Raw genomic sequence first — 25,606 nt, forward strand, 5'->3', positions numbered from 1 at the left:
GATTGTCTCCTTGACCCGACTGACAGAATGGAGCGCGGATGCAAACAGAGGAGAGGGATATTGGCAAATGGCCGGGTGTTTCCAGATATGACCAGATGGTGACCTGACCGTGGGAGATTGCCCGTCCGTAGCAGCTGTGGTGTAGGTGAGATTCAGGCTGGGCTTCTCCCCGGCATCTCAATGCCATGCTGGTGCACCCGGCGGTACAGGGTTGCCCGGGAGATGCCGAGGGCCTGGGCCGTGGCGCTGGGTTTCCAGCGGTGACGGATCAGGGCGTCGATCAGGGCCTGGCGTTGCGGGCTGGCCTCCAGTTCCCGGGGATCCTCGGGCGCCGGGCCGGGCAGGCCCTGGCTGTGCAGGGGTTCGGGCAAATGGCCGGGCTGGATCAACGGCCCTTCGCACACCGCGCAGGCGTAACGCAGCACGTGGCGCAACTGCCGGACATTGCCTGGCCAGCGGTAGCCGAGCAGGCACTCCAGGGCGGCGCTGCCCAGTTGCAGCGTGGTATCGCAGTGGCTCGACTCTTCAGCGAGGATCCGGTTGATCAAGGCCAGGCGGTCACTGCGTTCGCGCAGCGGTGGCAACTGGAAGCGCGCACCCCCCAGGCGAAAGTACAGGTCCTCGCGGAATTCGCCGGCGGCCACCAGGCTTTCCAGGTCGCGGTGGCTGGCGCAGATCACCTGCAGGTCCACTGCCTTGCGCCGTGAAGCGCCCAGGGGGGCCACTTCACCCTCGGCCAGCACCCGCAGCAGGCGGGTCTGCAGAGCCAGCGGCATGTCGCCGATCTCGTCGAGAAACAGCGTACCGCCGTCGGCCTGTTGCAGCAGGCCGGGCATGCCCTTGTGCGAGGCCCCGGTAAAGGCTCCGGCGACGTAACCGAACAGCTCACTCTCGATCAGGCTTTCCGGGATGGCCGCACAGTTGATCGCGACGAAGGGCTGCTCCCGGCGTTGGCTGGCCTGGTGCAATTGGCGGGCGAAGACTTCCTTGCCCGAGCCGGTTTCGCCCTGGATCAGCACCGGCAGGTTGCGGTCCTTGACCCGTACCGCCAGGCGCAGGCTCTCGGCCAGGCGCGGGTCCAGTTCGGCCGGGCTCAACACCAGGCGCTGGCGGCTGTGGTTGCTGCGCCGGGGCGCGCTCAGGCGCCCGTGCAAAGCCTGGGTGCCTGCGTGGTGGTGCAGCAGACACAGCGATTCGTCGCGGGCGGCCTGCAGCAGGGCTTGATCGAACACCTGGCCGACGTGTTCCGGCAGCCGGCCGAAGCTGTGCAGCAGCCACTGGCGCGCCGCCGGGTTGAGCGCTTGCAGGCGGCCATCGTCGTCCCAGGCCAGCAGGTAATCGGGCTGGCTGTCGACGTACCCCGGGCTGCGGTGCGCGCGCAGCACCCAGAAGCCCTGGACGCTGTTCATGAAGAATGCCTGTTCGATTTCCCGTGCGCTCTGCACCACCATCTGCCGGATCAGGTGCTGGGAACGACGCTCGTCCGGCGAGCGCACGGCCGAGACATCGAGCACCCCGAGCAATTCACCCTGAGGGTCGAAGACCGGTGCCGCAGAGCAGGTGAGGCCGATAAAGGCCGCCCGAAAGTGGTCGCGTTTGTGCACCGTCACCGGGGTGCGGGCGGTGAGTACCGCGGCGACGCCGCAGGTGCCTTCTTCGCCTTCCGACCAGCAGGTGCCCAGGTACAGGCCGGCCTTCTGGCAATCGTTGCGGATCGTGCTTTCGACCCGGTAGTCGATGGTCTGACCCTGGGCATCGGTGAGCAGCACGCAGTAGTCGGCATCCCGCACGCGGCCGTGGAGGCGGGCGACTTCTTCGCTGGCGATGCGCAAGAACAGCTCTGAGCGCTCGCGGCACTCCTGCAGCACGTTGTGCGAGAGGATCCGTGGCCCCTGCAGCGAGCCGGGGTCCAGATGGTGTTGCTCCATGGAGCGGCGCCAGGAGTCGAGGATCAGGTCGGGCACAGGCAACTGCGGCAAATGGGCAGCGTTCTTCAAGACCCGGCTGACGCAATCCACGTGCGCCTTCGAGTGTACGGAAAGCATTGAGGCCTCCGGTTCCAGCTTCTTGTCGTTGTGCGGCCATTAAGCGCCGATCGATGCCCGCAGACAAGCGCCAGGGGGCGCACGGCCGACCGTGAGACGCGACGTCTCACGGTCTCGGCGCCGGCCCGTGCAACCTGACATCCGACGTCTCAACCGGGCCGGGTCCGACGCTGCGAATCGAATGGCGCAACGGCTCTGCAACGGGCTTTTGCGGCGGTTATTGGAGAACTGGCACCGGCCTTGCTCTAGCCCTGGCAAGCCTGACAACAATAATTCGAGGTGCCTTATGTCCTGCCATTGCGGCTTGCCGCCTGAGCTGTCCCGGAGCGCTCCATGAGCCGCCCGCCGCTGACCGTGGGGATCATCGCCAACCCGGCGTCCGGTCGCGACGTGCGCCGCTTGACGGCCAACGCCGGGCTGTTTTCCAGCACCGACAAGGTGTCGGTGATCCAGCGTCTGCTCGCCGCCTTTGGGGCCACGGGCGTTGAGCGGGTGCTGCTGCCCACTGACATGATCGGCATCGCCGCCGCCGTCCAGAAGAACAGCCACAGCCGTCAAGCGCGTGAGAGCCACTGGCCGGCCCTGGAATTTCTCGACATCACCTTGCGCCAGAGCGTCGCCGACACCCGCCAGGCCGCGCGCCTGATGGCCGAGCGCGGCGTGAGCCTGATCGCCGTGCTCGGTGGCGACGGCACCCACAAGGCGGTCGCCGGCGAGATCGGCGACATCCCGATGCTGACCCTGTCCACCGGCACCAACAACGCTTTCCCGGAACTGCGCGAAGCCACCAGCGCCGGCCTGGCCGGTGGCTTGTACGCCAGCGGACGGATTCCCGCGGCCATCGCCCTGCGCCGCAACAAGCGGCTGGTGGTGCGCGAGCCGAGCCGTGGCCTGTGCGAGATCGCCCTGGTGGATGTCGCGGTGTCCTCGTTGCCCTTCGTCGGTGCCCGGGCCATCAGCCGTGCCGCGGACCTGGCGCAAGTCTTCGTGACGTTCGCCGAGCCGCAATCGATCGGCCTGTCGGCCCTCTGCGGGCTGTGGTTGCCAGTGTCGCGGCAGGCGCCGGGCGGGGCCTGGATGCGCCTGGATGGCCAATCCCCCGAGGCCCTGCTGGTGCCGCTGGCGCCCGGGCTGCTGCAAGGTTGCGGCGTGCTGGCGGCCGGCAGTCTGGAACCCGGCGTCGCCCATGGCCTGGCGCTGACCAGCGGGACCCTGGCCCTGGACGGCGAGCGCGAGATCGAATTCAACGTCCACGACCGACCCACCGTCACCCTCGATGCCGGCGGCCCGCTGAGCATCGATGTGCAGGCGGCCCTGGCCTATGTCGCGCAAGAGCGCCTGCTGGCCATCGGTCGCGATCATCCGCAACACCCCGTGAACCTTCAGTCCCAAGACACTCCTGGAGAATAAAAATGTCGACACCGCTGACTGCTGAAAAATTGCTGCATGCCTACCAGGTGATGCGCACCATCCGCGCCTTTGAAGAGCGCCTGCACGTGGAATTCGCCACTGGCGAGATTCCCGGTTTTGTCCACCTTTACGCCGGCGAGGAAGCGTCGGCCGCCGGGGTCATGGCCCATCTGGGCGATGACGATTGCATTGCCTCCAACCACCGTGGCCACGGCCACTGCATCGCCAAGGGCGTAGATGTGTACGGGATGATGGCCGAGATCTACGGCAAGAAAACCGGGGTCTGCCAGGGCAAGGGCGGCTCCATGCACATCGCCGACTTCGAGAAGGGCATGCTCGGGGCCAACGGTATTGTCGGGGCAGGCGCACCGCTGGTGGTCGGCGCGGCCCTGGCCGCCAGGCTCAAGGGCACCGACAGCGTTGCGGTGGTGTTCTTCGGCGACGGCGGCTCCAACGAAGGGGCGGTGTTCGAAGCAATGAACATGGCTTCGGTGTGGAACCTGCCGTGCCTGTTCATTGCCGAGAACAACGGCTACGCCGAGGCCACGGCCTCCAACTGGTCGGTGGCCTGCGACCACATCGCCGACCGCGCCGCCGGTTTCGGCATGCCCGGGGTCACGGTGGATGGCTTTGACTTTTTTGCCGTCCACGAAGCCGCCGGTGCCGCCGTAGAGCGGGCCCGGGCCGGGGAGGGGCCGTCGCTGATCGAGGTCAAGCTGACCCGCTACTACGGTCACTTCGAAGGCGATGCCCAGACCTATCGGGCCCCGGACGAGGTCAAGCATTTCCGTGAGCACAACGACTGCCTGATGCAGTTTCGCGAGCGCACCACCCGCGCCGGTCTGCTGGAGGCCAGCCAAATGGACCGTATCGACCAGGAGGTCGAGTCGTTGATCGAGAACGCCGTGCGCAAGGCCAAGTCCGACCCCAAGCCGAGCGCGGCCGACCTGCTCACCGACGTCTACGTCTCCTATCCCTGAACGCCCCCTATAACAAGAATCGAGACCTTCATCATGGCGAGAAAAATCAGTTATCAGCAGGCAATCAACGAAGCCCTGGCCCAGGAAATGCGCCGCGATCCCAGCGTGTTCATCATGGGTGAAGACGTCGCCGGCGGTGCCGGCGCCCCCGGTGAAAACGATGCCTGGGGCGGCGTGCTGGGTGTGACCAAGGGCCTCTATCACCAGTTTCCCGGGCGGGTGCTCGACACCCCGTTGTCGGAGTTGGGGTACGTCGGCGCGGCGGTGGGGGCGGCGACCTGTGGCGTGCGCCCGGTGTGCGAATTGATGTTCGTCGACTTCGCCGGTTGCTGCCTGGACCAGATCCTCAACCAGGCCGCCAAGTTTCGCTACATGTTCGGTGGCAAGGCCGCCACGCCGCTGGTGATTCGCACCATGGTCGGCGCCGGGCTGCGCGCCGCTGCCCAGCACTCGCAAATGCTCACCTCCCTGTGGACCCACATCCCGGGCCTGAAAGTGGTCTGCCCCTCGTCCCCCTACGACGCCAAGGGCTTGCTGATCCAGGCGATCCGCGACAACGACCCGGTGATTTTCTGCGAGCACAAATTGCTCTACAGCATGCAGGGCGACGTGCCGGAAGAGCTCTACACCATCGCGTTTGGCGAGGCCAACTTTCTGCGCGAGGGCAAGGACGTGACCCTGGTGTCCTACGGACGCACCGTCAACACCGCGATGGACGCGGCCCGCAGCCTGGCTGGGCGGGGTATCGACTGCGAGGTGATCGACCTGCGCACCACCAGCCCGCTGGACGAAGACAGCATCCTTGAAAGCGTTGAGAAGACCGGGCGCCTGGTAGTGATCGACGAAGCCAACCCGCGCTGCTCGATGGCCACCGATATCTCGGCGCTGGTGGCGCAGAAGGCCTTTGGCGCACTCAAGGCACCGATTGAAATGGTCACCGCGCCGCACACCCCGGTGCCGTTCTCCGATGCCCTGGAAGACCTCTACATCCCTGACGCGGCGAAGATCGAAAACGCCGTGCTCAAGCTGATCGAGTGGAGCAAGCGTTCATGAGCCAGATCCATACCCTGACCATGCCCAAGTGGGGCCTGTCGATGACCGAAGGCCGGGTGGATGCCTGGCTCAAGGAGCCGGGGCAAGTCATCAACAAGGGCGACGAAGTGCTGGACGTGGAGACTGACAAGATCTCCAGCAGCGTCGAAGCGCCGTTCTGCGGCGTGCTGCGCCGCCAGATCGCCCGGCAGGACGAAACCCTGGCCGTCGGGGCCTTGCTCGGCATCGTGGTCGAGGGCGACGCCAGCGAAGCTGAGATCGACGCTGTGGTCGAGCAGTTCCAGGCGGCGTTCGTGCCAGGTGCCGGCGCCGAGGAAGACCTGGGGCCTAAACCGCAGAAGGTCGAGCTCGATGGCCGGGTGATCCGCTACTTCGAGCGCGGCGCAGGCGGCATCCCGCTGGTGCTGGTACACGGCTTTGGCGGCGACCTGAACAACTGGCTGTTCAACCACCCGGTCCTGGCGGCGGAGCGCCGGGTGATCGCCCTGGACCTGCCCGGCCATGGCGAGTCGAGCAAGCCACTGCAACGTGGTGATCTGGATGAGTTGAGCGGCGTGCTGCTGGCCCTGCTGGATCACCTGGATATTGCCCAGGCGCACCTGGCGGGGCATTCCATGGGCGGCGCGGTGTCCTTGAATACGGCGCGCCTGGCGCCCCAGCGAGTGCGTTCCCTGAGCCTGATCGGCAGCGCCGGCCTGGGCCCGGAGATCAACGGCGACTACCTGCAGGGCTTCATCGACGCGGGCAACCGCAATGCCCTCAAGGCGCCGCTGGTGCAGCTGTTCTCCAACGCCGAGCTGGTCAACCGGCAGATGCTCGAAGACATGCTCAAGTACAAGCGCCTGGAAGGGGTCGACGATGCCCTGCGGCAACTGGCGGCGACGCTGTTTCCCGCGGGCCGGCAGCAGGTCGACCTGCGCGCCGTGGTGCAGGACGCCCGGCACCCGGTGCTGGTGATCTGGGGCAGCGACGACGCGATCATCCCGGCGGCCCATAGCCAAGGTCTCGCAGCCCAGGTCGAGATCCTGCCGGGCCAGGCGCACATGGTGCAGATGGAGGCGGCGGAGCAGGTCAACCGCCTGCTCCTGGACTTCGTGCAGAGCCACTGAACGCGCTCCCGGTGACCGGCGACGGTCACCGGCGGCCTTTGTTTTCAAGGAGATTTCAACATGAGCCTGATCAATACCCCGCCCCGCAGCATGCGCGCCGCCGTCTGGCATGGCCGCCACGATATCCGGGTCGAAGACGTACCGCTGCCCGTGGCACCCCCCGCCGGTTGGGTGCAGATCCGTGTCCAGTGGTGCGGTATCTGTGGTTCCGACCTGCATGAGTATGTGGCCGGGCCGGTGTTCATTCCGGTGGACGCACCGCACCCGCTGACCGGGATCAAGGGCCAGTGCATCCTCGGTCACGAGTTCTGTGGCGAGATCGTCGAAATCGGCGCCGGGGTCCAGGGCTTCAGCGTCGGCGAGCCAGTGGCCGCCGACGCCTGCCAGCACTGCGGCACCTGTTATTACTGCACCCACGGGCTGTACAACATCTGCGAGAACCTGGCCTTCACCGGCCTGATGAACAACGGTGCCTTTGCCGAGCTGGTCAACGTGCCGGCCAATCTGCTGTACAAACTGCCGGCCAATTTTCCCGCCGAAGCCGGGGCGCTGATCGAGCCCCTGGCGGTGGGCATGCACGCGGTGAAAAAGGCCGGCAGCCTGCTGGGGCAGAACGTGGTGGTGGTCGGTGCCGGGACCATTGGCTTGTGCACCATCATGTGCGCCAAGGCCGCCGGCGCGGCACAGGTGATCGCCCTGGAAATGTCCGGCGCACGCAAGGCCAAGGCGCTGGAGGTGGGCGCCAGTCATGTGCTGGACCCCAAGGAGTGTGATGCCCTGGCCGAGGTCCGGCGCCTGACCGGGGGCTTGGGGGCCGATGTCAGCTTTGAATGCATCGGCAACAAGCACACGGCCAAGCTGGCCATCGACCTGATCCGCAAGGCGGGCAAGTGTGTGTTGGTGGGCATCTTCGAGGAGCCCAGCGAGTTCAACTTTTTCGAGCTGGTGGCCACCGAGAAGCAGGTGCTTGGCGCGCTGGCCTACAACGGTGAATTCGCCGACGTGATCGCCTTCATCGCCGACGGCCGCCTGGACATCACGCCGCTGGTGACCGGGCGCATCCAGCTGGAGCAGATCGTCGGCCAGGGCTTCGAGGAACTGGTCAATAACAAGGAGCACAACGTCAAGATCATCGTGTCACCCAGCCGTATCTGAAGCTACCTGCTTCGAGCGGTGGGCCAGGCTGATTCCGCCGGGGATTGCCGCAGGCCTGCCGGCTACCGTTATCAGCACCCTGGCCTGGCTCGGCGCGATAGTGGGTGTTCTGGGGGGTGTTGGTGGGGCTGGGCGATGCATGGCTTGATCCATGCCCGGGGACGGGTGAAGCGCGGGTGAGGGTTGATGCGCCGCTGTGGGAGCTGCCGTTGGGCGGCTCCCACAAGGCTGACAATCAGTCGTGTTTGTTTTTGTGCTTGTTCTTGTTCTTGTTCTTGTTTTTGTGCTTATGGCTGTTGCCGCCGGAGCTGTGATGATCGTCGTCATCGGCCAGGTTGTTGCCGACTGCGCCGCCAGCGGCACCGCCCAGGCCGGCGCCGATGGTCGAGCCGGTGGAGCCGCCCAGTTGGTTGCCGATCACCGAACCCCCGGCTGCGCCCAGACCGCCGCCAATCGCGGCTTCATTCTTGTTGCCTTTGGGGGCGGCGATGGCGCCGCCCGCAGCACCGCCAACACCCGCGCCGATCGCCGCGCCAGTGCTGCCGCCGATCTGTTGGCCGAGGACATTACCCAGCGCACCCCCGAGCCCGCCGCCGACGGCTGCAGTGCCATCTCCAGCCGCCATGGCGCCTTGGGTGATCAGAATGCCTAGAGCAAGGGTAGACAGGGTCAATCGCATGATGGGGGTCTTCCGTGTGTTCACGCTGTGGGGAAACTTGAACTGTAGAGGGCGCGGCGTCGATTAAGTTCGATCCGCGCCCATTCAGGCCTCAGTTGTCATACCCCAGGTTCGGTGCCAGCCAACGCTCACTCACGCTCAGTTCCTGGCCTTTGCGGGCGGTGTAGCTCTGCACCTGATCCTTGTCGATCTTGCCAACGGCGAAGTACTGCGCCTGCGGGTGGGCGAAGTACCAGCCGCTGACCGCTGCCGCCGGGAACATCGCATAGTGCTCGGTGAGGAACACACCGCTGCGGCCAGCCTTGAGTTCCGAGGCTTGCGGGTCGAGCAGCTTGAACAGGGTCGACTTCTCGGTGTGATCCGGGCAGGCCGGGTAGCCGGGGGCCGGGCGGATGCCGCTGTACTGCTCCTTGATCAGCGCTTCGTTGTCCAGCACTTCGTCCTTGGCGTAACCCCAGTGTTCCTTGCGCACCTGTTGGTGCAGCCACTCGGCGCAGGCCTCGGCCAGGCGGTCGGCCAGGGCCTTGACCATGATCGAGTTGTAGTCGTCGCCCGCGTCCTGGTAGGCCTTGGCCACTTCCTCGGCGCCGATCCCGGCGGTGGTGATGAAGCCGCCGACGTAGTCGGTGACGCCGCTGTCCTTGGGCGCAACGAAGTCGGCCAGGGAGAAGTTCGGCTTGCCATCGGTCTTGATGATCTGCTGGCGCAGGTGGTGTAGACGGGCAATCGGCTTGCCGTCGTCGCCGTAGACTTCCAGGTCGTCATCGTGCACCTGGTTGGCCGGCCAGAAGCCGAACACCGCGCGGGCACTGATCAGCTTTTCGTCGATCAGTTTGGCGAGCATTTCCTGGGCGTCGGCATACAGCGCGGTGGCGGCTTCACCCACCACTTCATCCTGCAGGATGCGCGGGAACTTGCCGGCCAGGTCCCAGGAGATGAAGAACGGTGTCCAGTCGATGTACTCGGCCAAAACCTTCAGGTCAATGTTGTCCAGGACCTTGGCACCCGTGAAGGTCGGTTTCACGGGCTCGTAGCTGCTCCAGTCGAACTGCGGCTTCTTGGCAATCGCCGCCGGGTAGCTCAGGCGCTCGGTGCGGGCGCTACGGTTGGCAGTACGCTCGCGGACCTCGATGTATTCCTCGCGGGTTTTGGCGACGAAACCGGCCTTCAATTCCTTGGACAGCAACTGCGTGGCCACGCCCACCGCACGGGAGGCGTCGGTGACATAGACCACCGCGTCGTTGCTGTACTTGGGTTCGATCTTCACCGCCGTGTGGGCCTTGGAGGTGGTCGCGCCACCGATCATCAGCGGCAGGTGGAAGTCCTGGCGCTGCATCTCGCGGGCGACGTGGACCATCTCGTCCAGCGACGGGGTGATCAGGCCGGACAGGCCGATGATGTCGCACTTCTGCTCCTTGGCCACCTGCAGGATCTTCTCCGCCGGGACCATCACGCCGAGGTCGACGATGTCATAGCCGTTGCACCCCAGGACCACGCCAACGATGTTCTTGCCGATGTCGTGCACGTCGCCTTTCACGGTGGCCATGAGGATCTTGCCCTTGGCCTCCGGTTTGTCGCCTTTTTCCAGTTCGATGAACGGGATCAGGTGGGCCACGGCCTGCTTCATGACCCGGGCGGATTTCACCACCTGGGGCAGGAACATTTTGCCGGCGCCAAACAGGTCGCCGACGATGTTCATGCCGGACATCAGCGGGCCTTCGATGACCTCGATCGGCCGGGCGAAGGATTGGCGCGACTCTTCGGTGTCTTCGACGATGTGGGTGGTGATGCCCTTGACCAGTGCGTGCTCCAGGCGCTTGTTCACGGCCCAGTTGCGCCATTCTTCGGTCTCGGCTTCCTTGACGCTGCCATCGCCCTTGTACTTGTCGGCGATGGCGAGGAGGGCGTCGGTGCCGTTGGGGGTACGGTTGAGCACCACGTCTTCCACGGCATCGCGCAGCTCGCTCGGGATCTGGTCGTAGATCTCCAGTTGGCCGGCGTTGACGATGCCCATGGTCAGGCCGTTGCGGATTGCGTAGAGCAGGAACACTGAGTGGATCGCCTCGCGCACCGGGTTGTTGCCACGGAACGAGAACGACACGTTGGACACCCCGCCCGACGTCAGGGCGTAGGGCAGTTCGTCACGGATGTAGGCGCAGGCGTTGATGAAGTCGACCGCGTAGTTGTTGTGCTCCTCGATGCCAGTGGCGACGGCAAAGATGTTCGGGTCGAAGATGATGTCTTCCGGCGGGAAGTCCACTTCGTTGACCAGGATGTCGTAGGAGCGTTTGCAGATTTCTTTCTTGCGCGCCTCGGTGTCGGCCTGGCCCGCTTCGTCAAAGGCCATTACCACCACGGCGGCGCCGTAGCGCTTGCACAGTTTGGCGTGGTGGATGAACTGCTCGACGCCTTCCTTCATGCTGATGGAGTTGACGATGCCCTTGCCCTGGATGCACTTGAGGCCGGCTTCGATCACTTCCCACTTCGAGGAGTCGATCATGATCGGCACGCGGGAGATGTCCGGCTCGCCGGCAATCAGATTGAGGAAGGTGACCATGGCCTTCTTCGAATCGAGCATGCCCTCGTCCATGTTGATGTCGATCACCTGGGCGCCGGCTTCCACCTGCTGCAGGGCGACTTCGAGGGCTTCGGTGTAGTTGTCTTCGCGAATCAGGCGGGCGAACTTGGCGGAACCGGTGATGTTGGTCCGCTCGCCGACGTTGACGAACAGCGAGTTGCGATCGATGGTGAACGGTTCCAGGCCTGACAGCCGGCACGCCTTGGCAATCTCCGGAATCTGCCGTGGGGCATAGCCGGCAACGGCCTTGGCGATGGCCTCGATGTGCCCCGGCGTGGTGCCGCAGCAGCCACCGACAATATTGAGGAAGCCGCTCTGGGCGAATTCTTCGATGACCCGGGCGGTTTCCTCCGGCAGTTCGTCGTACTCGCCGAACTCGTTGGGCAGGCCGGCGTTGGGGTGGGCCGAAACGTGGGTATTGGCCTTGTTCGACAGCTCTTCGAGGTAGGGACGCAGTTCACTGGCACCCAGGGCGCAGTTCAGGCCGACGGAAATCGGCCTGGCGTGGGCAATCGAGTTCCAGAAGGCTTCGGTGGTCTGGCCCGACAGGGTACGACCGGAGGCATCGGTGATGGTCCCGGAAATCATGATCGGCAGTTCGAAACCCAGCTCCTCGAACACGCCCTGCACGGCGAAAATCGCGGCCTTGGCGTTGAGGGTGTCGAAAATGGTCTCGATCAGGATCAGGTCGGCACCGCCCTCGATCAGGCCCTTGGCGGCCTCGGTGTAGTTCTCCACCAGTTCGTCGAAGGTCACGTTGCGGTAGCCCGGGTTGTTGACGTCCGGCGACAGCGAGCAGGTGCGGCTGGTCGGCCCGATCACCCCCGCGACGAAGCGCGGCTTGTCCGGGGTTTCCAGGGTTTTGGCGTCGGCCACCTTGCGTGCCAGGCGGGCACCTTCTACGTTCAGTTCGTAGGCCAGGCCCTGCATGCCGTAGTCGGCCAGGGACACCTGGGTGGCGTTGAAGGTGTTGGTTTCCAGAATGTCGGCGCCGGCATCCAGGTAGGCCTTCTCGATCGAGCCGATCACATCCGGGCGAGTCAGGACCAGCAGGTCGTTGTTGCCCTTGACGTCGCTTGGCCAGTCGGCGAAGCGTTTACCGCGGTAATCCTGTTCCTCGAGCTTGTAGCTCTGGATCATCGTGCCCATGCCGCCATCGAGAATCAGGATACGTTCTTTGAGGGCTTGCTTGAGAACGTGGAGGCGAGCACTGCGATCGGACATGGGGACTACCTGGTCAGGCGATTACGAAGGGCCGGAATCATAACAAACCTGTGCGCTATTGGGGCATGAGGAGGTTTTGCATGAATATCGCTCATGTTGAAGCCAGGGCCGGACCGGTAGAATCGTGACGTTTTTTCATGATCGGGACCAGGGACATGTCGTATCGCGTTTTCATCAGCCTTTTTGCGCTGCTCATCAGCAGCGCCGCCACCGCCCAGGGACCGGCGCCGGCGATTTCCTATACCCGCGATATTCAACCGATCTTCACCGAAAAGTGCGTGGCCTGCCACGCCTGTTATGACTCCCCCTGCCAGCTCAACCTGGGCAGCGGCGAGGGTGCTTCTCGCGGGGCGAACAAATCCCCGGTCTACGACGGTCAACGCAGTCAGGCCGAAGCGCCGACGCGGCTGTTTTATGACGCCCTCGGCAAGCGTGCCTGGCAGCAAAAAGGCTTCTATTCGGTACTCGACGCCCAGGGCAGCCAGGCCGCGCTGATGGCGCGCATGCTCGAACTGGGCCATCAAACCCCGTTGCAACCCAACGCCAAGCTGCCGGAAGAGATCGTCCTGGGCCTGAACCGGGCCAACATGTGTCCGCAACCGGGGGAGTTCGACGCCTATGCTCAGCAGCACCCCAAGGAGGGCATGCCGCTGGCGGTGACCGGACTGACCACGGCGCAGTACCAGACCCTGCAGCGCTGGCTGGCGTCCGGGGCACCCATCGACGAACAGGGTCTGGCGCCCAGCGCCCGGGAAGCGCTGCAGATCGTGCAGTGGGAAAACCTGCTCAACGCCCCCGGCGCCCGGGAAAGCCTGGTGGCGCGCTGGCTGTATGAACACCTGTTCCTGGCCCACCTGTATTTCAAGGAGGGCGAGCAGGGCCACTTCTTCCAGTGGGTGCGTTCGCGCACGCCCACCGGCCAGCCCATCGACCTGATCAACAGCCGGCGGCCCAACGATGACCCGGGAACCCAGGTGTACTACCGCCTGTGGCCGGTGCAAGGGGTGATCGTGCACAAGACCCACATCACCTATCCCTTGAGCCCGGCGAAAATGGCCCGGATCAAGAGCCTGTTCTACAGCGGCAACTGGCAGGTCGACGCCTTGCCCGGCTACGGTCCGGAGCGCCGGGCCAACCCGTTCCAGACTTTCCAGGCGATTCCTGCCCAGGCGCGCTATCAATTCATGCTCGATAACGCCGAATACTTCGTGCGCACCTTCATCCGTGGGCCGGTGTGCCGCGGACAGATCGCCACCGACGTGATCCGCGACCACTTCTGGGCCTTGTTCCAGGCGCCGGAACACGACCTGTACATCGTCGACCCGAACTACCGCGGCCAGGCCACGCCATTGCTGGCGATGCCCGGGCAGAACGACGACGTCGGCAGTGTGCTGAGCCTGTGGCACGCCTATCGCGACAAGCGCAATGAGTACGAAACCCTGCGCCAGGACGCCTACGCCGATGCTCCGGCGCCGAGTTGGTCGTCCTTGTGGGCGGGTAACGACAACGCCTTGCTGAGCATCTTTCGCCACTTCGACAGTGCCTCGGTGACCAAGGGCCTGATCGGTGACGTCCCGCAGACGGTGTGGCTGTTCGACTTCCCGTTGCTGGAGCGCACCTATTACCAGTTGGCGGTGAATTTCGACGTGTTCGGCAACGTGTCGCACCAGGCCCAGACGCGGCTGTATTTCGACCTGATCAGAAATGGCGCCGAACAGAACTTCCTGCGCTTGATGCCCGCCGACGCCCGCGACGGTTATCTCGACGACTGGTATCAGAACGGCGGCAAGTTCAAGATGTGGATGGATTACGCCAGCATCGACAACGACACGCCGACCGCGCTCAAGCTGGCGCCCAACGACCCCAAGCGCGACTTCGTCCAGCAGTTGCTGGCTCGCTATGGCGACCTCAATGCCCGGCCGGACCCGATCAACCGCTGCAGTGGCGCCTACTGCTCCCGGCCGAACATCGATCCGGCCCTGCAGAATGCCGAGCAGGCCCTCAGTCGCCTGACGTCACGCCCGGCGGCAGGGTTGAAGGTGATCGAGCAGATGCCGGAAGCGACCATGCTGCGCATCGAAACCGCCAATGGCAAACGTGAGGTCTACAGCCTGGTGCGCAACCGCGCCCACAGCAACGTGGCGTTCATGCTCGGCGAGTCGCTGCGCTATCAGCCTGGACTGGACACCATGACCCTGTACCCGGGGGTGCTCAGCAGCTATCCGAACTTCATGTTCAACATTCCGGCCGACGAAGTGCCGGAATTCGTCGAAGACATGGAGAACGCCAAGGATGCCGAGCGTTTCGAGCGAATCGTCGGGCGCTGGGGCATTCGCCGCAGTCACCCGCAGTTCTGGGTGTACTTCCACGATTTGAGCCAGTACCTCCATGAGACCGACCCGGTGGAAGAGGGCGTGCTGGACATGAACCGCTACGAGAACCTTTGACCCCTACCTGGCGTGGCGCCCGCAAACCGGCGCCACGCCAGGTGTTTTCGACAGGGCTTTATCCCGACAAAAATACTGGGACTTTGTCCGGCGCCATGATTGGCGTAAACTGCGCCCAAGCCTGCGAGGAATTTCCATGACCGCCATTACCATTACCGACGCCGCCCACGATTATCTGGCTGATCTGCTCTCCAAGCAGAACACCCCGGGGATCGGCATTCGGGTCTTTATCACCCAGCCTGGCACCCAGTACGCCGAAACCTGCATTGCCTACTGCAAGCCGGGCGAAGAAAAACCTGAAGACACTGCGCTGGGGCTCAAAAGCTTCACCGCCTACATCGATTCGTTCAGCGAGGCCTTCCTCGACGACGCCGTGGTCGACTACGCCACCGACCGCATGGGCGGGCAACTGACCATCAAGGCGCCGAACGCCAAAGTGCCAATGGTCAACGCCGACAGCCCGATCAACGAGCGCATCAACTATTACCTGCAAACCGAAATCAACCCAGGGCTGGCCAGCCACGGCGGTCAGGTCAGCCTGATCGACGTCGTGGACGACGGCATTGCCGTGTTGAAGTTCGGTGGCGGCTGCCAGGGCTGCGGCCAGGCGGACGTGACCTTGCGCGAAGGCATCGAGCGCACCCTGCTGGAGCGCGTTCCTGAGCTCAAGGGCGTGCGCGACGTGACCGACCACACGCAGAAAGAAAACGCCTACTACTAATAAGGTGTTCGCTGCGACATGAAAAAACGGCGCCCGTGAGCGCCGTTTTTTTATGGTCAGTCCTTGTGGAACCTGTAGCAGCTGCCGAGCCCTCAGGGCCGGTACAGGTGCGCATGCCCGGCCCGGTACAGTGACGACTCACTGAAGGAGTCCGCCGCCAGCACCCGGCCCACCAGGATCAGCGCCGTGCGCCGAAAACCTTTGGCCTGGACCTTGTCGACGATGTCGTCGAGGGTGCCCAGGACCCAGTCCTGATCCGGCCAACTGGCCTTGTGCACCACGGCAATCGGGCAGTCGGCGCCGTAGTGGGGCAGCAGTTCGGCGACGATTTTCGCCAGGTGGTTGACCCCCAGGTGAATCGCCATGGTCGTGCCATGCCGGGCCAGGCTGGCGAACTCCTCGCCGGCCGGCATCGTGGTTTTATCGGCGTAGCGGGTCAGGATCACGCTTTGCGCGATGTCCGGCAGGGTCAGTTCGACCCCCAGCAACGCCGCACAGGCCGCCGTGGCCGTGACGCCGGGGATGATGTCGAAGGGGATGCCCAGCGCGCGCAGATGGCGGATCTGCTCGCCGATCGCCCCATACAGACTCGGATCGCCGGAATGCACCCGTGCCACGTCTTCGCCCCGGGCGTGGGCCTGGCTGATCAACTCGATGATCTGTTCCAGGTGCAGTTCGGCACTGTTGACCACCTGGTGCGCCCGGTGGCCCTGGAGCACGGCTTCAGGCACCAATGAGCCGGCGTAGATGATCACCGGGCAGCTGTGAATCAGCCGTTGGCCCTTGACGGTGATCAGTTCCGGGTCACCGGGACCCGCGCCGATGAAGTAGACGGTCATGGCCGGCTCCTGTGAAAAAAAGGACAAGGCAAGGCTTCAGATGAACGTTGCTCATGATCGAAGGGGGGGATTATCGGGATTTTACAGCGCGCAGGCCAATGCAAAGGTGGCCTGGGCGTATTTCTGCCGGGAAATCAGCAGGGTTGCCGGGGCCTGGGCCAACTGTTCGGCCAGGGCCAGGGCAGCGCTTTCGGCCACGCCATAACAGCCGGTGCGTTCGAAGGCGATCTGCGACTGGTGGCTGAGGCGGGCTTGATACTGGGCCAATTGTTCGCTGCTGAAGTACATCAGTGGCAGCGCCAGTTGGGCGGCCAGTTCAAGCAGTCCAGGCTCCTCGCGCTTGAGGTCGATGCTGGCCAGGGCCTTGATCGAGTGCAGCTCGATCTGGTGCGCTTGCAGGGCCTGATCGAGTAACGCGCGCAGCGTGCTCGCCGGGCAGCCACGCTGGCAGCCCAGGCCGACCACCAGGGTCGGCGCTGCGCGAGGGTCACTCATGCCGGGAACTGGCCCGCGCTTTTGCGGCGGAACAACCAGGCGCTGAGCACGCCCAGGGCCAGCCAGAAAGCCACGTTGGTCAGTTGCGACGCGATCTTGAACTGCGTTTCCAGCGCTTGCGGCGCCAGCATCGAATGCACGGCCGGTTGGGGGGCGCCGATCACATGGGGTACCACCAGGATGGCAACGCCCAGCAGCTTGAGCAGCCAGTTGCGGCCGAACGCGATCAGGGCAATCCCGGCGGCGGTCGAGGCTGCCGTGCCGATCCACCACATTTGCCGTTGGCCCAGGTCGGCCGCGGCGGTGCCCGGCAACTCGGGTGGCAGGCCGAGGGTCGGTGCCAGGACGAAGGTGGCATAACCGGCCAGGCCCCAGAGCAGGCCCTGGGACGTGCGGGTCGGCGCGCGCAGGGTGTAGAGGCCCGCCAGCATCAGGGCAAAGCCGACGGCCACCACCAGGTTGCCGCCCGTGGTCGACAGCACACGCTGCCAGCCGTCTTCCGGTTCCCAGGCTTCGCCGTCATGGCTGTGGGCCGCGGTACCGGCGGCGTGTTCATGGACTTCAACCGCCGCAGGTGCGGATTGTTCGTAAGTCTCGGCCTGCAGAATCAACGGGGAGACCCAGAAACTCTGCAGCAGCGTCAGCAGCAGGGCGGCAAGCAGCCCACTGAAACCTGCGGTTTGTGCAATACGCTTGATCATCTGGGCAGGTCTCAGTGGCACGGGAAGGCGGCGCTGTGGCGGGTATCGTGGGCGGCGTTGTGCACGGCCTCGATATGGGAGAACCCGGCGAAGTACACCAGGCACACACCCAGGATCGATGCGCCGATGGCGGCAACGAGGCGTTGGCCCAGTGTGGTGGTGCTGGCGGTGGCGTGGCGGGTGCTGGTGATGGTCGACATGGCGCTTGCCTCTGGTCAGTCAGGGGTGAGTCGTGCGCATGCAAACCTCCGCGAGCCGGGCACGCAGAAACTTGAACAGCGCCCGCCCACCGCGGGTTTGTTGGCTATGTGTTGCGGGCCGGTCTCCGGGCTCACGAGGGGCGGGCTGTGGCCACGCCTGCAAGAATCGCCTTCCCATGCCGTACAGCTGGCACAGTGGATCTGACTCTTCGCTCGCTTACCGTTGCGGGGGCAGCACCGGACTGACATGGCTTTGCAGTAAAGCACATGATTCACCGGTTTCCCGTTTCACCCTGTGAAGGGCACCCGTAACAAGGTGTGTAGGAGAGCATGGCCGGGGGATGGGCGTCAATTGGCATGGGTTCTCAATTGGGGCCCAGGCGCCTGCATCGCGGGCAAGCCCGCTCCCACCAGTACTCCTGTGGGAGCGGGCTTGCCCGCGATGGGCTCGACTAGACATTGACCCGCCCCGATGCGATGCGTAGCCTTGCGCGTTCGAGGTTCTTTGGCGCGTGCGCCGAAGCTAAGAAGGGAACGCGGTCAATGCCGCGGCTGCCCCCGCAACTGTGAACGGTGCTGTTTCTGCCAGGCCACTGCACGCTTGATCTCAAGCGGCGGGAAGGCGCAGGAGCCGCCAGTCGAAAGACCGGCCCACCGTCAGCCAGGAGACCTGCCTCGTACCAGATTCTCACTACAACCGGGCGGGGTGATCCGGTGGCGAACGCTTTCCGCACGCCAGCGCGTTGCGGCTTCTCGTCCCGTATGCCCGCCACCTTGCCAAAGGGCATCCGATGAAAACACTGGCCAAACTCCCTGTCACCATCGTTACCGGCTTCCTCGGCTCGGGCAAAACCACCTTGCTGCGGCACATGCTCGACAACGCCCAGGGTCGTCGCATTGCGGTGATCGTCAACGAGTTCGGCGAGCTGGGCATCGACGGCGACATCCTCAAGCAGTGCACCATCGGTTGCACCGAAGAAGAAGCCACTGGCCGGGTCTATGAACTGGCCAACGGTTGCCTGTGCTGCACCGTCCAGGAAGAGTTCTTCCCGGTGATGCGCGAACTGGTGGCCCGTCGCGGCGACCTCGACCACATTCTCATCGAAACCTCCGGCCTGGCCTTGCCCAAGCCGCTGGTCCAGGCCTTCCAGTGGCCGGAAATCCGCAGCGCCTGCACGGTCGACGCCGTGATCACCGTGGTCGACAGCCCGGCCGTGGCCGCTGGCACCTTCGCCGCCTTCCCGGACCAGGTCGACGCCCAGCGCAAACTCGATCCGAACCTGGACCACGAATCGCCGCTGCATGAGCTGTTCGCCGACCAACTGGCCAGCGCCGACCTGGTCATCCTCAACAAGGCCGACCTGATCAGCCCTGAAGACCTGGCCCGGGTCCGCCTGGAAGTTGCCGAGGAGCTGCCGCCGGCGGTCAAGATCATCGAAGCCAGCAGCGGGCGCTTGCCGCTCGACGTGCTGATTGGCCTGGGTGCCGGTTCCGAAGAGCACATCGACAGCCGTCACAGCCATCACGACCATCACCACGACGGCGACGACCATGACGACCATGATCACGACGCCTTCGATTCGATCTCCATCGAGCTGCCGCAAGCCGACGAAAGCCTGCTGCTCGATGCCTTGACCCAACTGGTGGTCCAGCACGGCATCCTGCGGGTCAAGGGTTTCGCCGCGATCCCGAACAAGCCGATGCGCTTGCTGATCCAGGGCGTGGGCACGCGTTTCGACAAGCATTTCGACCGTCAGTGGGGCGCGGACGAAGCACGCACCACGCGCCTGGTGCTGATCGGCCAGGCGCTGGACGCCGCTGTGCTCGAAGCGCAATTGCGCGCCGCGCTCAGCGTCTGACCCATGCACCTGCTCAGGACCCAGCCCGGCGGTTTTGTTGCCGACGACAATATTGCCGACCTCGGGCAAACCCCCGCCGACCTGGTGATCCTGTGCAGCGGCGATTCCAGCCTGGCGCTGCTGGCCGAAGTGGCCCAGCAACTGCCGGATGACTACCCCAGCCTGCGGCTGGCCAACCCGATGCAGGTGCAGAATCACGCGTCGGTCGACCTATACGTCGACCAGGTGCTGCGCCATGCCAAAGTCATCCTGATTTCCCTGCACGGTGGCATCGGCTATTGGCGCTACGGCGTCGAGCGCCTGGTGGAACTGTCCCGGCGCGGGGTGCAACTGATCCTGGTACCGGGCGATGACCGCCCCGATCCGGAACTGAGCGACCTGAGTACGGTGGCGGTGCAGGACCGGGAGCGGCTGTGGCACTTCCTGCGCCAGGGCGGCAAGCGCAATGCCCTGGACCTGTACCGCTGCCTGGCCAGTCGCTGGCTTGGCCGCGACTACCCGTGGGCTGAACCGCAAACCCTGCCGCGTACCGCGATCTATCACCCGCGGCACAGCCAGCCCGACCTGGCCACCTGGCAAGCCGACTGGCAGGCCGGGCAACCGGTGGCGGCGGTGCTGTTCTACCGTTCCCATTTGCAGGCGGCCAACACCGCCTTCATCGATATTTTCTGCCAGCGCTTGCAGGCGGCGGGGCTCAACCCGCTGCCGATTGCCGTGGCCAGCCTGAAAGAGCCCGGCTGCCTGGCGGTGGTCGAGGACTGGCTGGATCACGTCCAGGCCTCAGTGATTCTCAACACCACCGGCTTTGCCCAATCCAGCCCGGAGGCGCCGCACCTGCGGCCGTTTCGCCGCAACATCCCGGTGATCCAGGCGATCTGCGCCCAGGACAACGAGCCCGGCTGGCGCGCCAGCGAGCAGGGCCTGGGGCCGCGGGATCTGGCGATGCACATCGCCTTGCCGGAACTGGACGGGCGCATCATCAGCCGGCCCATCAGCTTCAAGGACCTGGCCTGGCGCAGCGAGCGCAGCCAGTGCGACGTAGTCTGCTACCGGGCGCAACCGGAGCGCATGGATTTTGTCGCCGAACTGGCGCGCCGCTGGAGCGAGCTGGCGCGGGTGGCCAATGGGCAAAAGCGCGTGGCGTTGATTCTCGCCAACTACCCGACCCGCGACGGCCGTATCGGCAATGGCGTTGGCCTGGACACCCCGGCCGCGGCCTTGAACATCCTGCGGGCGCTGCAGGCCGAAGGTTATCCGCTGCCGGACGAACTGCCGGACAGTGGCACCGAGCTGATTCGCCAACTGCTCGGCGGGGTCAGCAACGACCTGGACAGCATCGACCAGCGCCCCTGCCAGCAAAGTCTGGCGCTGGACGACTACCAGGCCCAGTTCGACGCCTTGCCCGCCGCCAATCGCGCGGCGGTGCTGGCGCGTTGGGGCGCGCCGCAGGAGGACCCGATGTTCCGCGGCGGGCGCCTGATGATCGCCGGGCTGCGCTTTGGCCTGACCTTCGTCGGCATCCAGCCGGCGCGGGGTTATCAGGTCGACCCGAGCGCGGTGTATCACGACCCGGACCTGGTGCCGCCCCACGGTTACCTGGCGTTCTATTTCTGGCTGCGCCAGGTCTACGGTGCCCATGCGCTGATTCACGTGGGCAAGCACGGCAACCTCGAATGGCTGCCGGGCAAGGGCGTCGGCCTGTCTGAGAGTTGCTGGCCGGATGCGCTGCTGGGGCCGCTGCCGAATATCTATCCGTTTATCGTCAATGACCCGGGAGAGGGCGCCCAGGCCAAGCGCCGGACCCAGGCGGTGATCATCGACCACCTGATGCCACCGCTGACCCGCGCCGAAACCTACGGCCCGCTGCGCAACCTCGAGTTGCTGGCGGACGAGTACTACGAAGCCCAATTGCTCGACCCACGGCGCGCCCGTGAACTGCAGCGGGAGATTCTCGAACTGGTGCGCGAAACCCACATCGATCGGGAACTGCAGCTGGACGGCAAACTCGACAGCCAGACCGATGCGGCGATCTGGTTGCCGCGCCTGGACACCTACCTGTGCGACCTCAAGGAGTCGCAGATCCGCGATGGCCTGCATGTGTTCGGCGAGTCACCCAGCGGGCGCCTGCGCATCGACACCTTGCTCGCGCTGTTGCGCATCCCCCGGGGCGACGGGCGGGGCGCGCAGTCGAGCTTGCTGCGGGCCTTGGCCAAGGCGTTCGGCCTGGGTTTTGATCCGCTGGATTGTGAATTGTCGGCACCGTGGAGCGGCCCCAAGCCGGACGAGTTGCAGCGCCTCGGCGAGGACGCCTGGCGCACCGCCGGCGATACCCGCGAGCGCCTTGAGCTGTTTGCCGCGCACCTGATCGAGCAGGCAGTGAGCCCGCTTGCGGCCCAGTCGTTGCCCTGTGGGAGCGAGCCTGCGTACGAAGCGATTGCCCCCACCGACCTGCTCCCACAGGACGCATGCTGGGCTGAAGTCAGCGCGATCATCGGCCACCTGCGCGAAGTCGTCGCCCCCCGCCTGGATGCCTGTGGCCCGGCGGAAATGCGAGGCTTGCTCGACGCCCTGGCGGGTCGGTTTGTCCCGGCCGGTCCGAGCGGCGCGCCGAGCCGTGGACGTCTCGACGTGCTGCCCACTGGCCGTAACTTCTATTCGGTGGACGTGCGCAACCTGCCGACCACCACCGCCTGGCGCATCGGTTTCCAGTCGGCCAACCTGATCCTCGAACGCCACCTGCAGGACCACGGCGACCACTTGCGCCAGCTCGGCCTGTCGGTATGGGGCACGGCCACCATGCGCACCGGCGGCGACGACATCGCCCAGGCCATGGCATTGATGGGCGTGCGTCCGGTCTGGGCCACGGGCAGCCAGCGGGTCGACGACTTTGAGATCCTGCCGCTGAGCCTGCTGGACCGCCCGCGAGTGGACGTGACCTTGCGCGTATCCGGGTTCTTCCGCGATGCCTTCGCCAACCTGATTCGCCTGTTCGATGCCGCAGTGCAAGCCGTGGCCGCGCTGGACGAGCCCGATGACATGAACCCGCTGGCGGCCAAGGTCCGCGAGGAGCGGCAAGCCTTGCAGCACGCGGGGCTCGATAGCGACGCGGCGGCTCGCCAGGCCGGCTGGCGGATCTTCGGGGCCAAGCCGGGTGCCTATGGGGCGGGTGTGCAGGGCGCCATCGATGGGCGCCTGTGGCAAAGCCGCGACGATCTGGCCGAGGTCTACCTGAATTGGGGTGGCTACGCCTACGGTGGCGCCGACGAGGGCACCGCCGCGCGCAGCCAGTTCGCCCAGCGCCTGAGCCAGGTCCAGGCGGTGCTGCAGAATCAGGATAACCGCGAGCACGACTTGCTCGATTCCAACGACTATTACCAGTTCCAGGGCGGCATGCTGGCCGCCGTGGAAAGCCTCAGCGGCTCCGCGGCAGCCAGCTACCATGGCGATCACAGCCAGCCGGACCGGCCAATCATCCGCACCCTCAAGGAAGAGTTGAACCGTGTCGTCCGTTCCCGCGCCGCCAACCCGAAGTGGATCGAAGGGGTCAAGCGCCATGGCTACAAAGGTGCCTTCGAACTGGCGGCGACCGTGGACAACCTGTTTGCCTTCGACGCCACCACCCAGTTGATCGACGATCACCAGTACGCTCTGCTGGCCGACGCCTACCTGCTTGACCCCTCGACCCGCGAGTTCGTGCGCCAGCATAATCCCCATGCGCTGCGCGACATGACCGAACGCCTGCTCGAAGCGCAACAGCGCGGGCTATGGCAAGCGCCTGGCGAGTACCGTGAGGCACTGGAACATTTGCTGCTGGATATCGAAGAAGACTCCTGAACCCTTGTGCAACCGCCTTCGCTGGCAAGCCAGCGAAGGCGATGTGACAGACAACCGTTGTAGCCGAGACCCGAGATGACCGACACCCCCCATTTCCCGCTGTCCGCCGTGGTCGGCGCCGACGCCCTCAAGCTGGCGCTGTGCCTGACTGCCATCGACCCGAAAATCGGCGGTGTGCTGATCGAGGGGCCGCGCGGCATGGCCAAGTCGACCCTGGCCCGTGGCCTGGCCGACCTGTTGGCCAGCGGTCAGTTCGTCACCTTGCCCCTGGGCGCAACCGAAGAACGGCTGGTCGGCACCCTGGACCTGGATGCGGCATTGAGCGAGGGCCGCGCGCAGTTTTCCCCGGGGGTCCTGGCCAAGGCCGATGGTGGGGTGCTGTACGTCGATGAAGTCAATCTGCTGCCCGATCACCTGGTGGACCTGCTGCTCGACGTGGCAGCCAGCGGCACTAACCTGATCGAGCGTGACGGTATTTCCCACCGTCATCCGGCGCGTTTTGTGCTGATCGGCACCATGAACCCGGAAGAGGGCGAACTGCGCCCGCAACTGCTGGACCGTTTTGGCTTGAATGTCGCCCTCAGCGGCCACACCGCGCCGCTGGAGCGCGGGCAGATCATCCGCCGTCGCCTGGATTTCGACAGCGACCCGCAGGCTTTCTGTGCGCAGTGGGAAACCAGCCAGTTGGCCCTGCGTGAGCGTTGCCAGCAGGGGCGCCGGCTGCTGAGTGAGATAGCCCTCGACGATCAGGCGCTGGCACAGATTACCGAACGCTGTTTCGCCGCCGGGGTCGATGGCCTGCGCGCCGACCTGGTGTGGCTGCGCGCCGCCCGTGCCCATGCGGCGTGGCGAGGGGCAACGGCGATCGAGGACAGCGATATCGAAGCGGTCGCCGAATTTGCCCTGCGCCATCGCCGTCGCCAGGCAACGCCGCCTGCCTCGGACCCACAACCGGCGCCCCCGGCGTCTGCCCCTCAATCAACGAACGCCGACGCGGGCCAGGGCCAGTGGGGTGAAATGCCGGCCCAGGCGCTGCCCACCGGTGTTCGCCGTGAAGTGCCGAGCTGGCCAAAAAAGCCCTAGGCATTCGCCCGCGCTGTGATGCGGGGGCGGATGCCAGGCCCCGGGCGGGGCGCTTGAAGAATGGTCGGCAGGGGCCGCGCCGCAACGCCGGCAGCGGATCGGTGGATTGGCCGGGGACGCTGCTCAAGGGCCGGCCACGCAGCCGCGACGCGCTGCTGCTCCATTTGCGCAGCCGAGCGCCCCACGAACTGTGGCTGGTGATAGTCGATGCCTCGGCCTCGACCCGCCGGCATCAGGCGCTGGCCGATGCCAAGGGCCTGTTGGCGCAGCTGTTCGACGACGCCTACCGGCAGCGCGCGCGCCTGGCGTTGCTTGCCGTCAGCGGGTTGGCTCCCAGTTGGCAGGTCCAGGGTTTGAAGGCTTCCGGCGGTCTGCGGGATTGGCTTGAGGGGTTGGGGGCCGGTGGCGGTACGCCGTTGCTGGCGGCCCTTGGCGAGGCGGGGCGGTGGTTGGGGCGGCGGCAAAAACGCTTTCCGGAGGAAGTTCAGCGTGTGTTGTTGGTGACTGATGGTCGTCTCAAGGCTTGGTCGAACCTGCCTGTGTTCGATTGTCCGAGTGTGTTGGTGGATATTGAGCGTGGCCCGATTCGATTGGATCGGGCTCGGGATCTGGCTCGGGAGTTGGGGGCTGGGTATCGGCATATTGATGATCTTGGGGCGGGGTGACGGGAGGGGGATATCCGTTGCCGCGGTGAGGGCTGCTTAGGGCTCCGCCCTGACGGTGGGTCACTTGGAAGCCCCAAGTAACCAAGGGCTCTTTCCCCTGACGTACGGCCCCTCGCTTAGGCTAGGGGTACCTTCGCTACGGTATCCATCCGGGGGCATCGCCTCCGGTTTGCTTCGCTGCACCTCCTCTCGATGCATGCGGCTTCGCCGCACGACGCTACGCGCCTCCCCCGGATAGACACCTTCGCTCAGCTTGCCGATGGGCGGGTGGATCAAGATCAAGAGCCAGAGCACGGCGGCCTCCCGGCCGGCCTGGCTTTTCCTGGTGTACGAATTTCCCTTGTGGGAGAGCTATCGTTGCTTGCCCTGAGTGAGCGGCACTGATTGGCCTACGGTATCTGGCCGGCGAAGGTGCTGAAGAGCACATCGTGATCCAGGCAATAGGTGTGAGCGTTGACGGCTCTTGCGCGCAGACGGAAAACCTCCTGACGTGCTTCCACCTTTGTGAGGGCATCTCTGCCCAGCGACT

Annotated in this window: 18 protein-coding genes and 2 riboswitches; of the genes, 11 read left to right on the forward strand and 7 right to left on the reverse strand. The window is 65.2% G+C overall.

The features are described 5' to 3' along the window. Nucleotides 1–152: 152 nt before the first annotated feature. Nucleotides 153–2,045 (reverse strand): sigma-54-dependent Fis family transcriptional regulator, encoded by a 1,893-nt coding sequence (locus H7995_RS24835; protein ID WP_166592807.1) that lies wholly within the window; start codon nucleotides 2,043–2,045, stop codon nucleotides 153–155. Nucleotides 2,046–2,378: 333 nt separating this feature from the next. On the opposite strand from H7995_RS24835, the gene H7995_RS24840 reads away from it, so the two are divergent. The 5 genes from H7995_RS24840 (at nucleotide 2,379) to H7995_RS24860 (ending at nucleotide 7,752) form a co-directional block, all read left to right on the forward strand. Further along, nucleotides 2,379–3,455: an ATP-NAD kinase family protein gene (locus tag H7995_RS24840; RefSeq protein ID WP_166592808.1), complete on the forward strand. Its 1,077-nt coding sequence runs from the start codon at nucleotides 2,379–2,381 to the stop codon at nucleotides 3,453–3,455. A gap of 2 nt (nucleotides 3,456–3,457) precedes the next feature. After that, on the forward strand, nucleotides 3,458–4,435 hold the full coding sequence (locus H7995_RS24845) for a thiamine pyrophosphate-dependent dehydrogenase E1 component subunit alpha (protein ID WP_185819070.1): 978 nt from the start codon (nucleotides 3,458–3,460) through the stop codon (nucleotides 4,433–4,435). Nucleotides 4,436–4,468: 33 nt separating this feature from the next. Then, nucleotides 4,469–5,488, forward strand: a complete 1,020-nt coding sequence (locus H7995_RS24850) for an alpha-ketoacid dehydrogenase subunit beta (RefSeq protein ID WP_166592809.1) — start codon at nucleotides 4,469–4,471, stop codon at nucleotides 5,486–5,488. Next, nucleotides 5,485–6,597 carry an acetoin dehydrogenase dihydrolipoyllysine-residue acetyltransferase subunit gene (locus H7995_RS24855; protein WP_166592810.1) on the forward strand — a complete coding sequence of 371 codons (1,113 nt, stop codon included), beginning with the start codon at nucleotides 5,485–5,487 and terminating at the stop codon, nucleotides 6,595–6,597. Before H7995_RS24850 ends, H7995_RS24855 begins: the two co-directional genes overlap by 4 nt. Before the next feature lie 90 nt (nucleotides 6,598–6,687). Then, nucleotides 6,688–7,752 (forward strand): 2,3-butanediol dehydrogenase, encoded by a 1,065-nt coding sequence (locus H7995_RS24860; protein WP_232534628.1) that lies wholly within the window; start codon nucleotides 6,688–6,690, stop codon nucleotides 7,750–7,752. Nucleotides 7,753–7,987: 235 nt separating this feature from the next. Here H7995_RS24860 and H7995_RS24865 read toward each other — a convergent pair whose 3' ends face one another. Together H7995_RS24865 and metH are read right to left on the reverse strand one after the other, a co-directional pair. Then, nucleotides 7,988–8,431 (reverse strand): glycine zipper domain-containing protein, encoded by a 444-nt coding sequence (locus tag H7995_RS24865; protein ID WP_185819071.1) that lies wholly within the window; start codon nucleotides 8,429–8,431, stop codon nucleotides 7,988–7,990. A 91-nt stretch (nucleotides 8,432–8,522) separates the two neighbouring features. Beyond that, nucleotides 8,523–12,233 (reverse strand): methionine synthase, encoded by a 3,711-nt coding sequence (gene metH / locus H7995_RS24870; protein ID WP_166593029.1) that lies wholly within the window; start codon nucleotides 12,231–12,233, stop codon nucleotides 8,523–8,525. Between the two features lie 155 nt (nucleotides 12,234–12,388). Here metH and H7995_RS24875 point away from each other — a divergent pair, with 155 nt between their 5' ends. Both H7995_RS24875 and nfuA read left to right on the forward strand, forming a co-directional pair. Next, complete coding sequence (locus tag H7995_RS24875; protein ID WP_185819072.1) at nucleotides 12,389–14,680, forward strand: fatty acid cis/trans isomerase; 2,292 nt, start codon at nucleotides 12,389–12,391, stop codon at nucleotides 14,678–14,680. Nucleotides 14,681–14,816: 136 nt separating this feature from the next. Next, nucleotides 14,817–15,401 (forward strand): Fe-S biogenesis protein NfuA, encoded by a 585-nt coding sequence (nfuA, locus tag H7995_RS24880; protein ID WP_045057579.1) that lies wholly within the window; start codon nucleotides 14,817–14,819, stop codon nucleotides 15,399–15,401. Nucleotides 15,402–15,493: 92 nt separating this feature from the next. On the opposite strand, the gene cobM is transcribed toward nfuA, so the two are convergent. The 4 genes from cobM to H7995_RS24900 all read right to left on the reverse strand — a co-directional run bounded on the left by cobM (nucleotide 15,494) and on the right by H7995_RS24900 (nucleotide 17,636). After that, a complete protein-coding gene (gene cobM, locus H7995_RS24885; RefSeq protein WP_185819073.1) occupies nucleotides 15,494–16,240 on the reverse strand; it encodes a precorrin-4 C(11)-methyltransferase in 747 nt (248 codons plus the stop codon). Nucleotides 16,241–16,321: 81 nt separating this feature from the next. After that, complete coding sequence (locus H7995_RS24890) at nucleotides 16,322–16,735, reverse strand: cobalamin biosynthesis protein (RefSeq protein ID WP_166593032.1); 414 nt, start codon at nucleotides 16,733–16,735, stop codon at nucleotides 16,322–16,324. Further along, complete coding sequence (locus H7995_RS24895) at nucleotides 16,732–17,436, reverse strand: CbtA family protein (protein ID WP_166593033.1); 705 nt, start codon at nucleotides 17,434–17,436, stop codon at nucleotides 16,732–16,734. The genes H7995_RS24890 and H7995_RS24895 overlap by 4 nt, the downstream gene beginning before the upstream one ends. Nucleotides 17,437–17,447: 11 nt before the next feature. Further along, nucleotides 17,448–17,636: a CbtB domain-containing protein gene (locus H7995_RS24900; RefSeq protein WP_095170170.1), complete on the reverse strand. Its 189-nt coding sequence runs from the start codon at nucleotides 17,634–17,636 to the stop codon at nucleotides 17,448–17,450. Nucleotides 17,637–17,735: 99 nt separating this feature from the next. Beyond that, a riboswitch (cobalamin riboswitch) is annotated at nucleotides 17,736–17,961 on the reverse strand. 156 nt (nucleotides 17,962–18,117) lie between these two features. Then, nucleotides 18,118–18,328: riboswitch (cobalamin riboswitch) on the forward strand. Nucleotides 18,329–18,427: 99 nt separating this feature from the next. Here H7995_RS24900 and cobW point away from each other — a divergent pair. From cobW to H7995_RS24920, 4 genes are all read left to right on the forward strand, one after another. Continuing rightward, on the forward strand, nucleotides 18,428–19,495 hold the full coding sequence (gene cobW, locus H7995_RS24905; protein ID WP_182344296.1) for a cobalamin biosynthesis protein CobW: 1,068 nt from the start codon (nucleotides 18,428–18,430) through the stop codon (nucleotides 19,493–19,495). Between the two features lie 3 nt (nucleotides 19,496–19,498). Then, nucleotides 19,499–23,329 (forward strand): cobaltochelatase subunit CobN, encoded by a 3,831-nt coding sequence (gene cobN, locus H7995_RS24910; RefSeq protein WP_185819074.1) that lies wholly within the window; start codon nucleotides 19,499–19,501, stop codon nucleotides 23,327–23,329. Nucleotides 23,330–23,404: 75 nt separating this feature from the next. Beyond that, entirely contained in the window at nucleotides 23,405–24,412 is a 1,008-nt protein-coding gene (locus H7995_RS24915; RefSeq protein WP_166593036.1) for a magnesium chelatase ATPase subunit I, read from the forward strand. Nucleotides 24,413–24,465: 53 nt separating this feature from the next. Next, a complete protein-coding gene (locus tag H7995_RS24920; RefSeq protein ID WP_244647818.1) occupies nucleotides 24,466–25,077 on the forward strand; it encodes a vWA domain-containing protein in 612 nt (203 codons plus the stop codon). Nucleotides 25,078–25,606: the final 529 nt, after the last annotated feature.

The organism is Pseudomonas kielensis (assembly GCF_014236655.1).
Lineage (GTDB): Bacteria > Pseudomonadota > Gammaproteobacteria > Pseudomonadales > Pseudomonadaceae > Aquipseudomonas > Aquipseudomonas kielensis.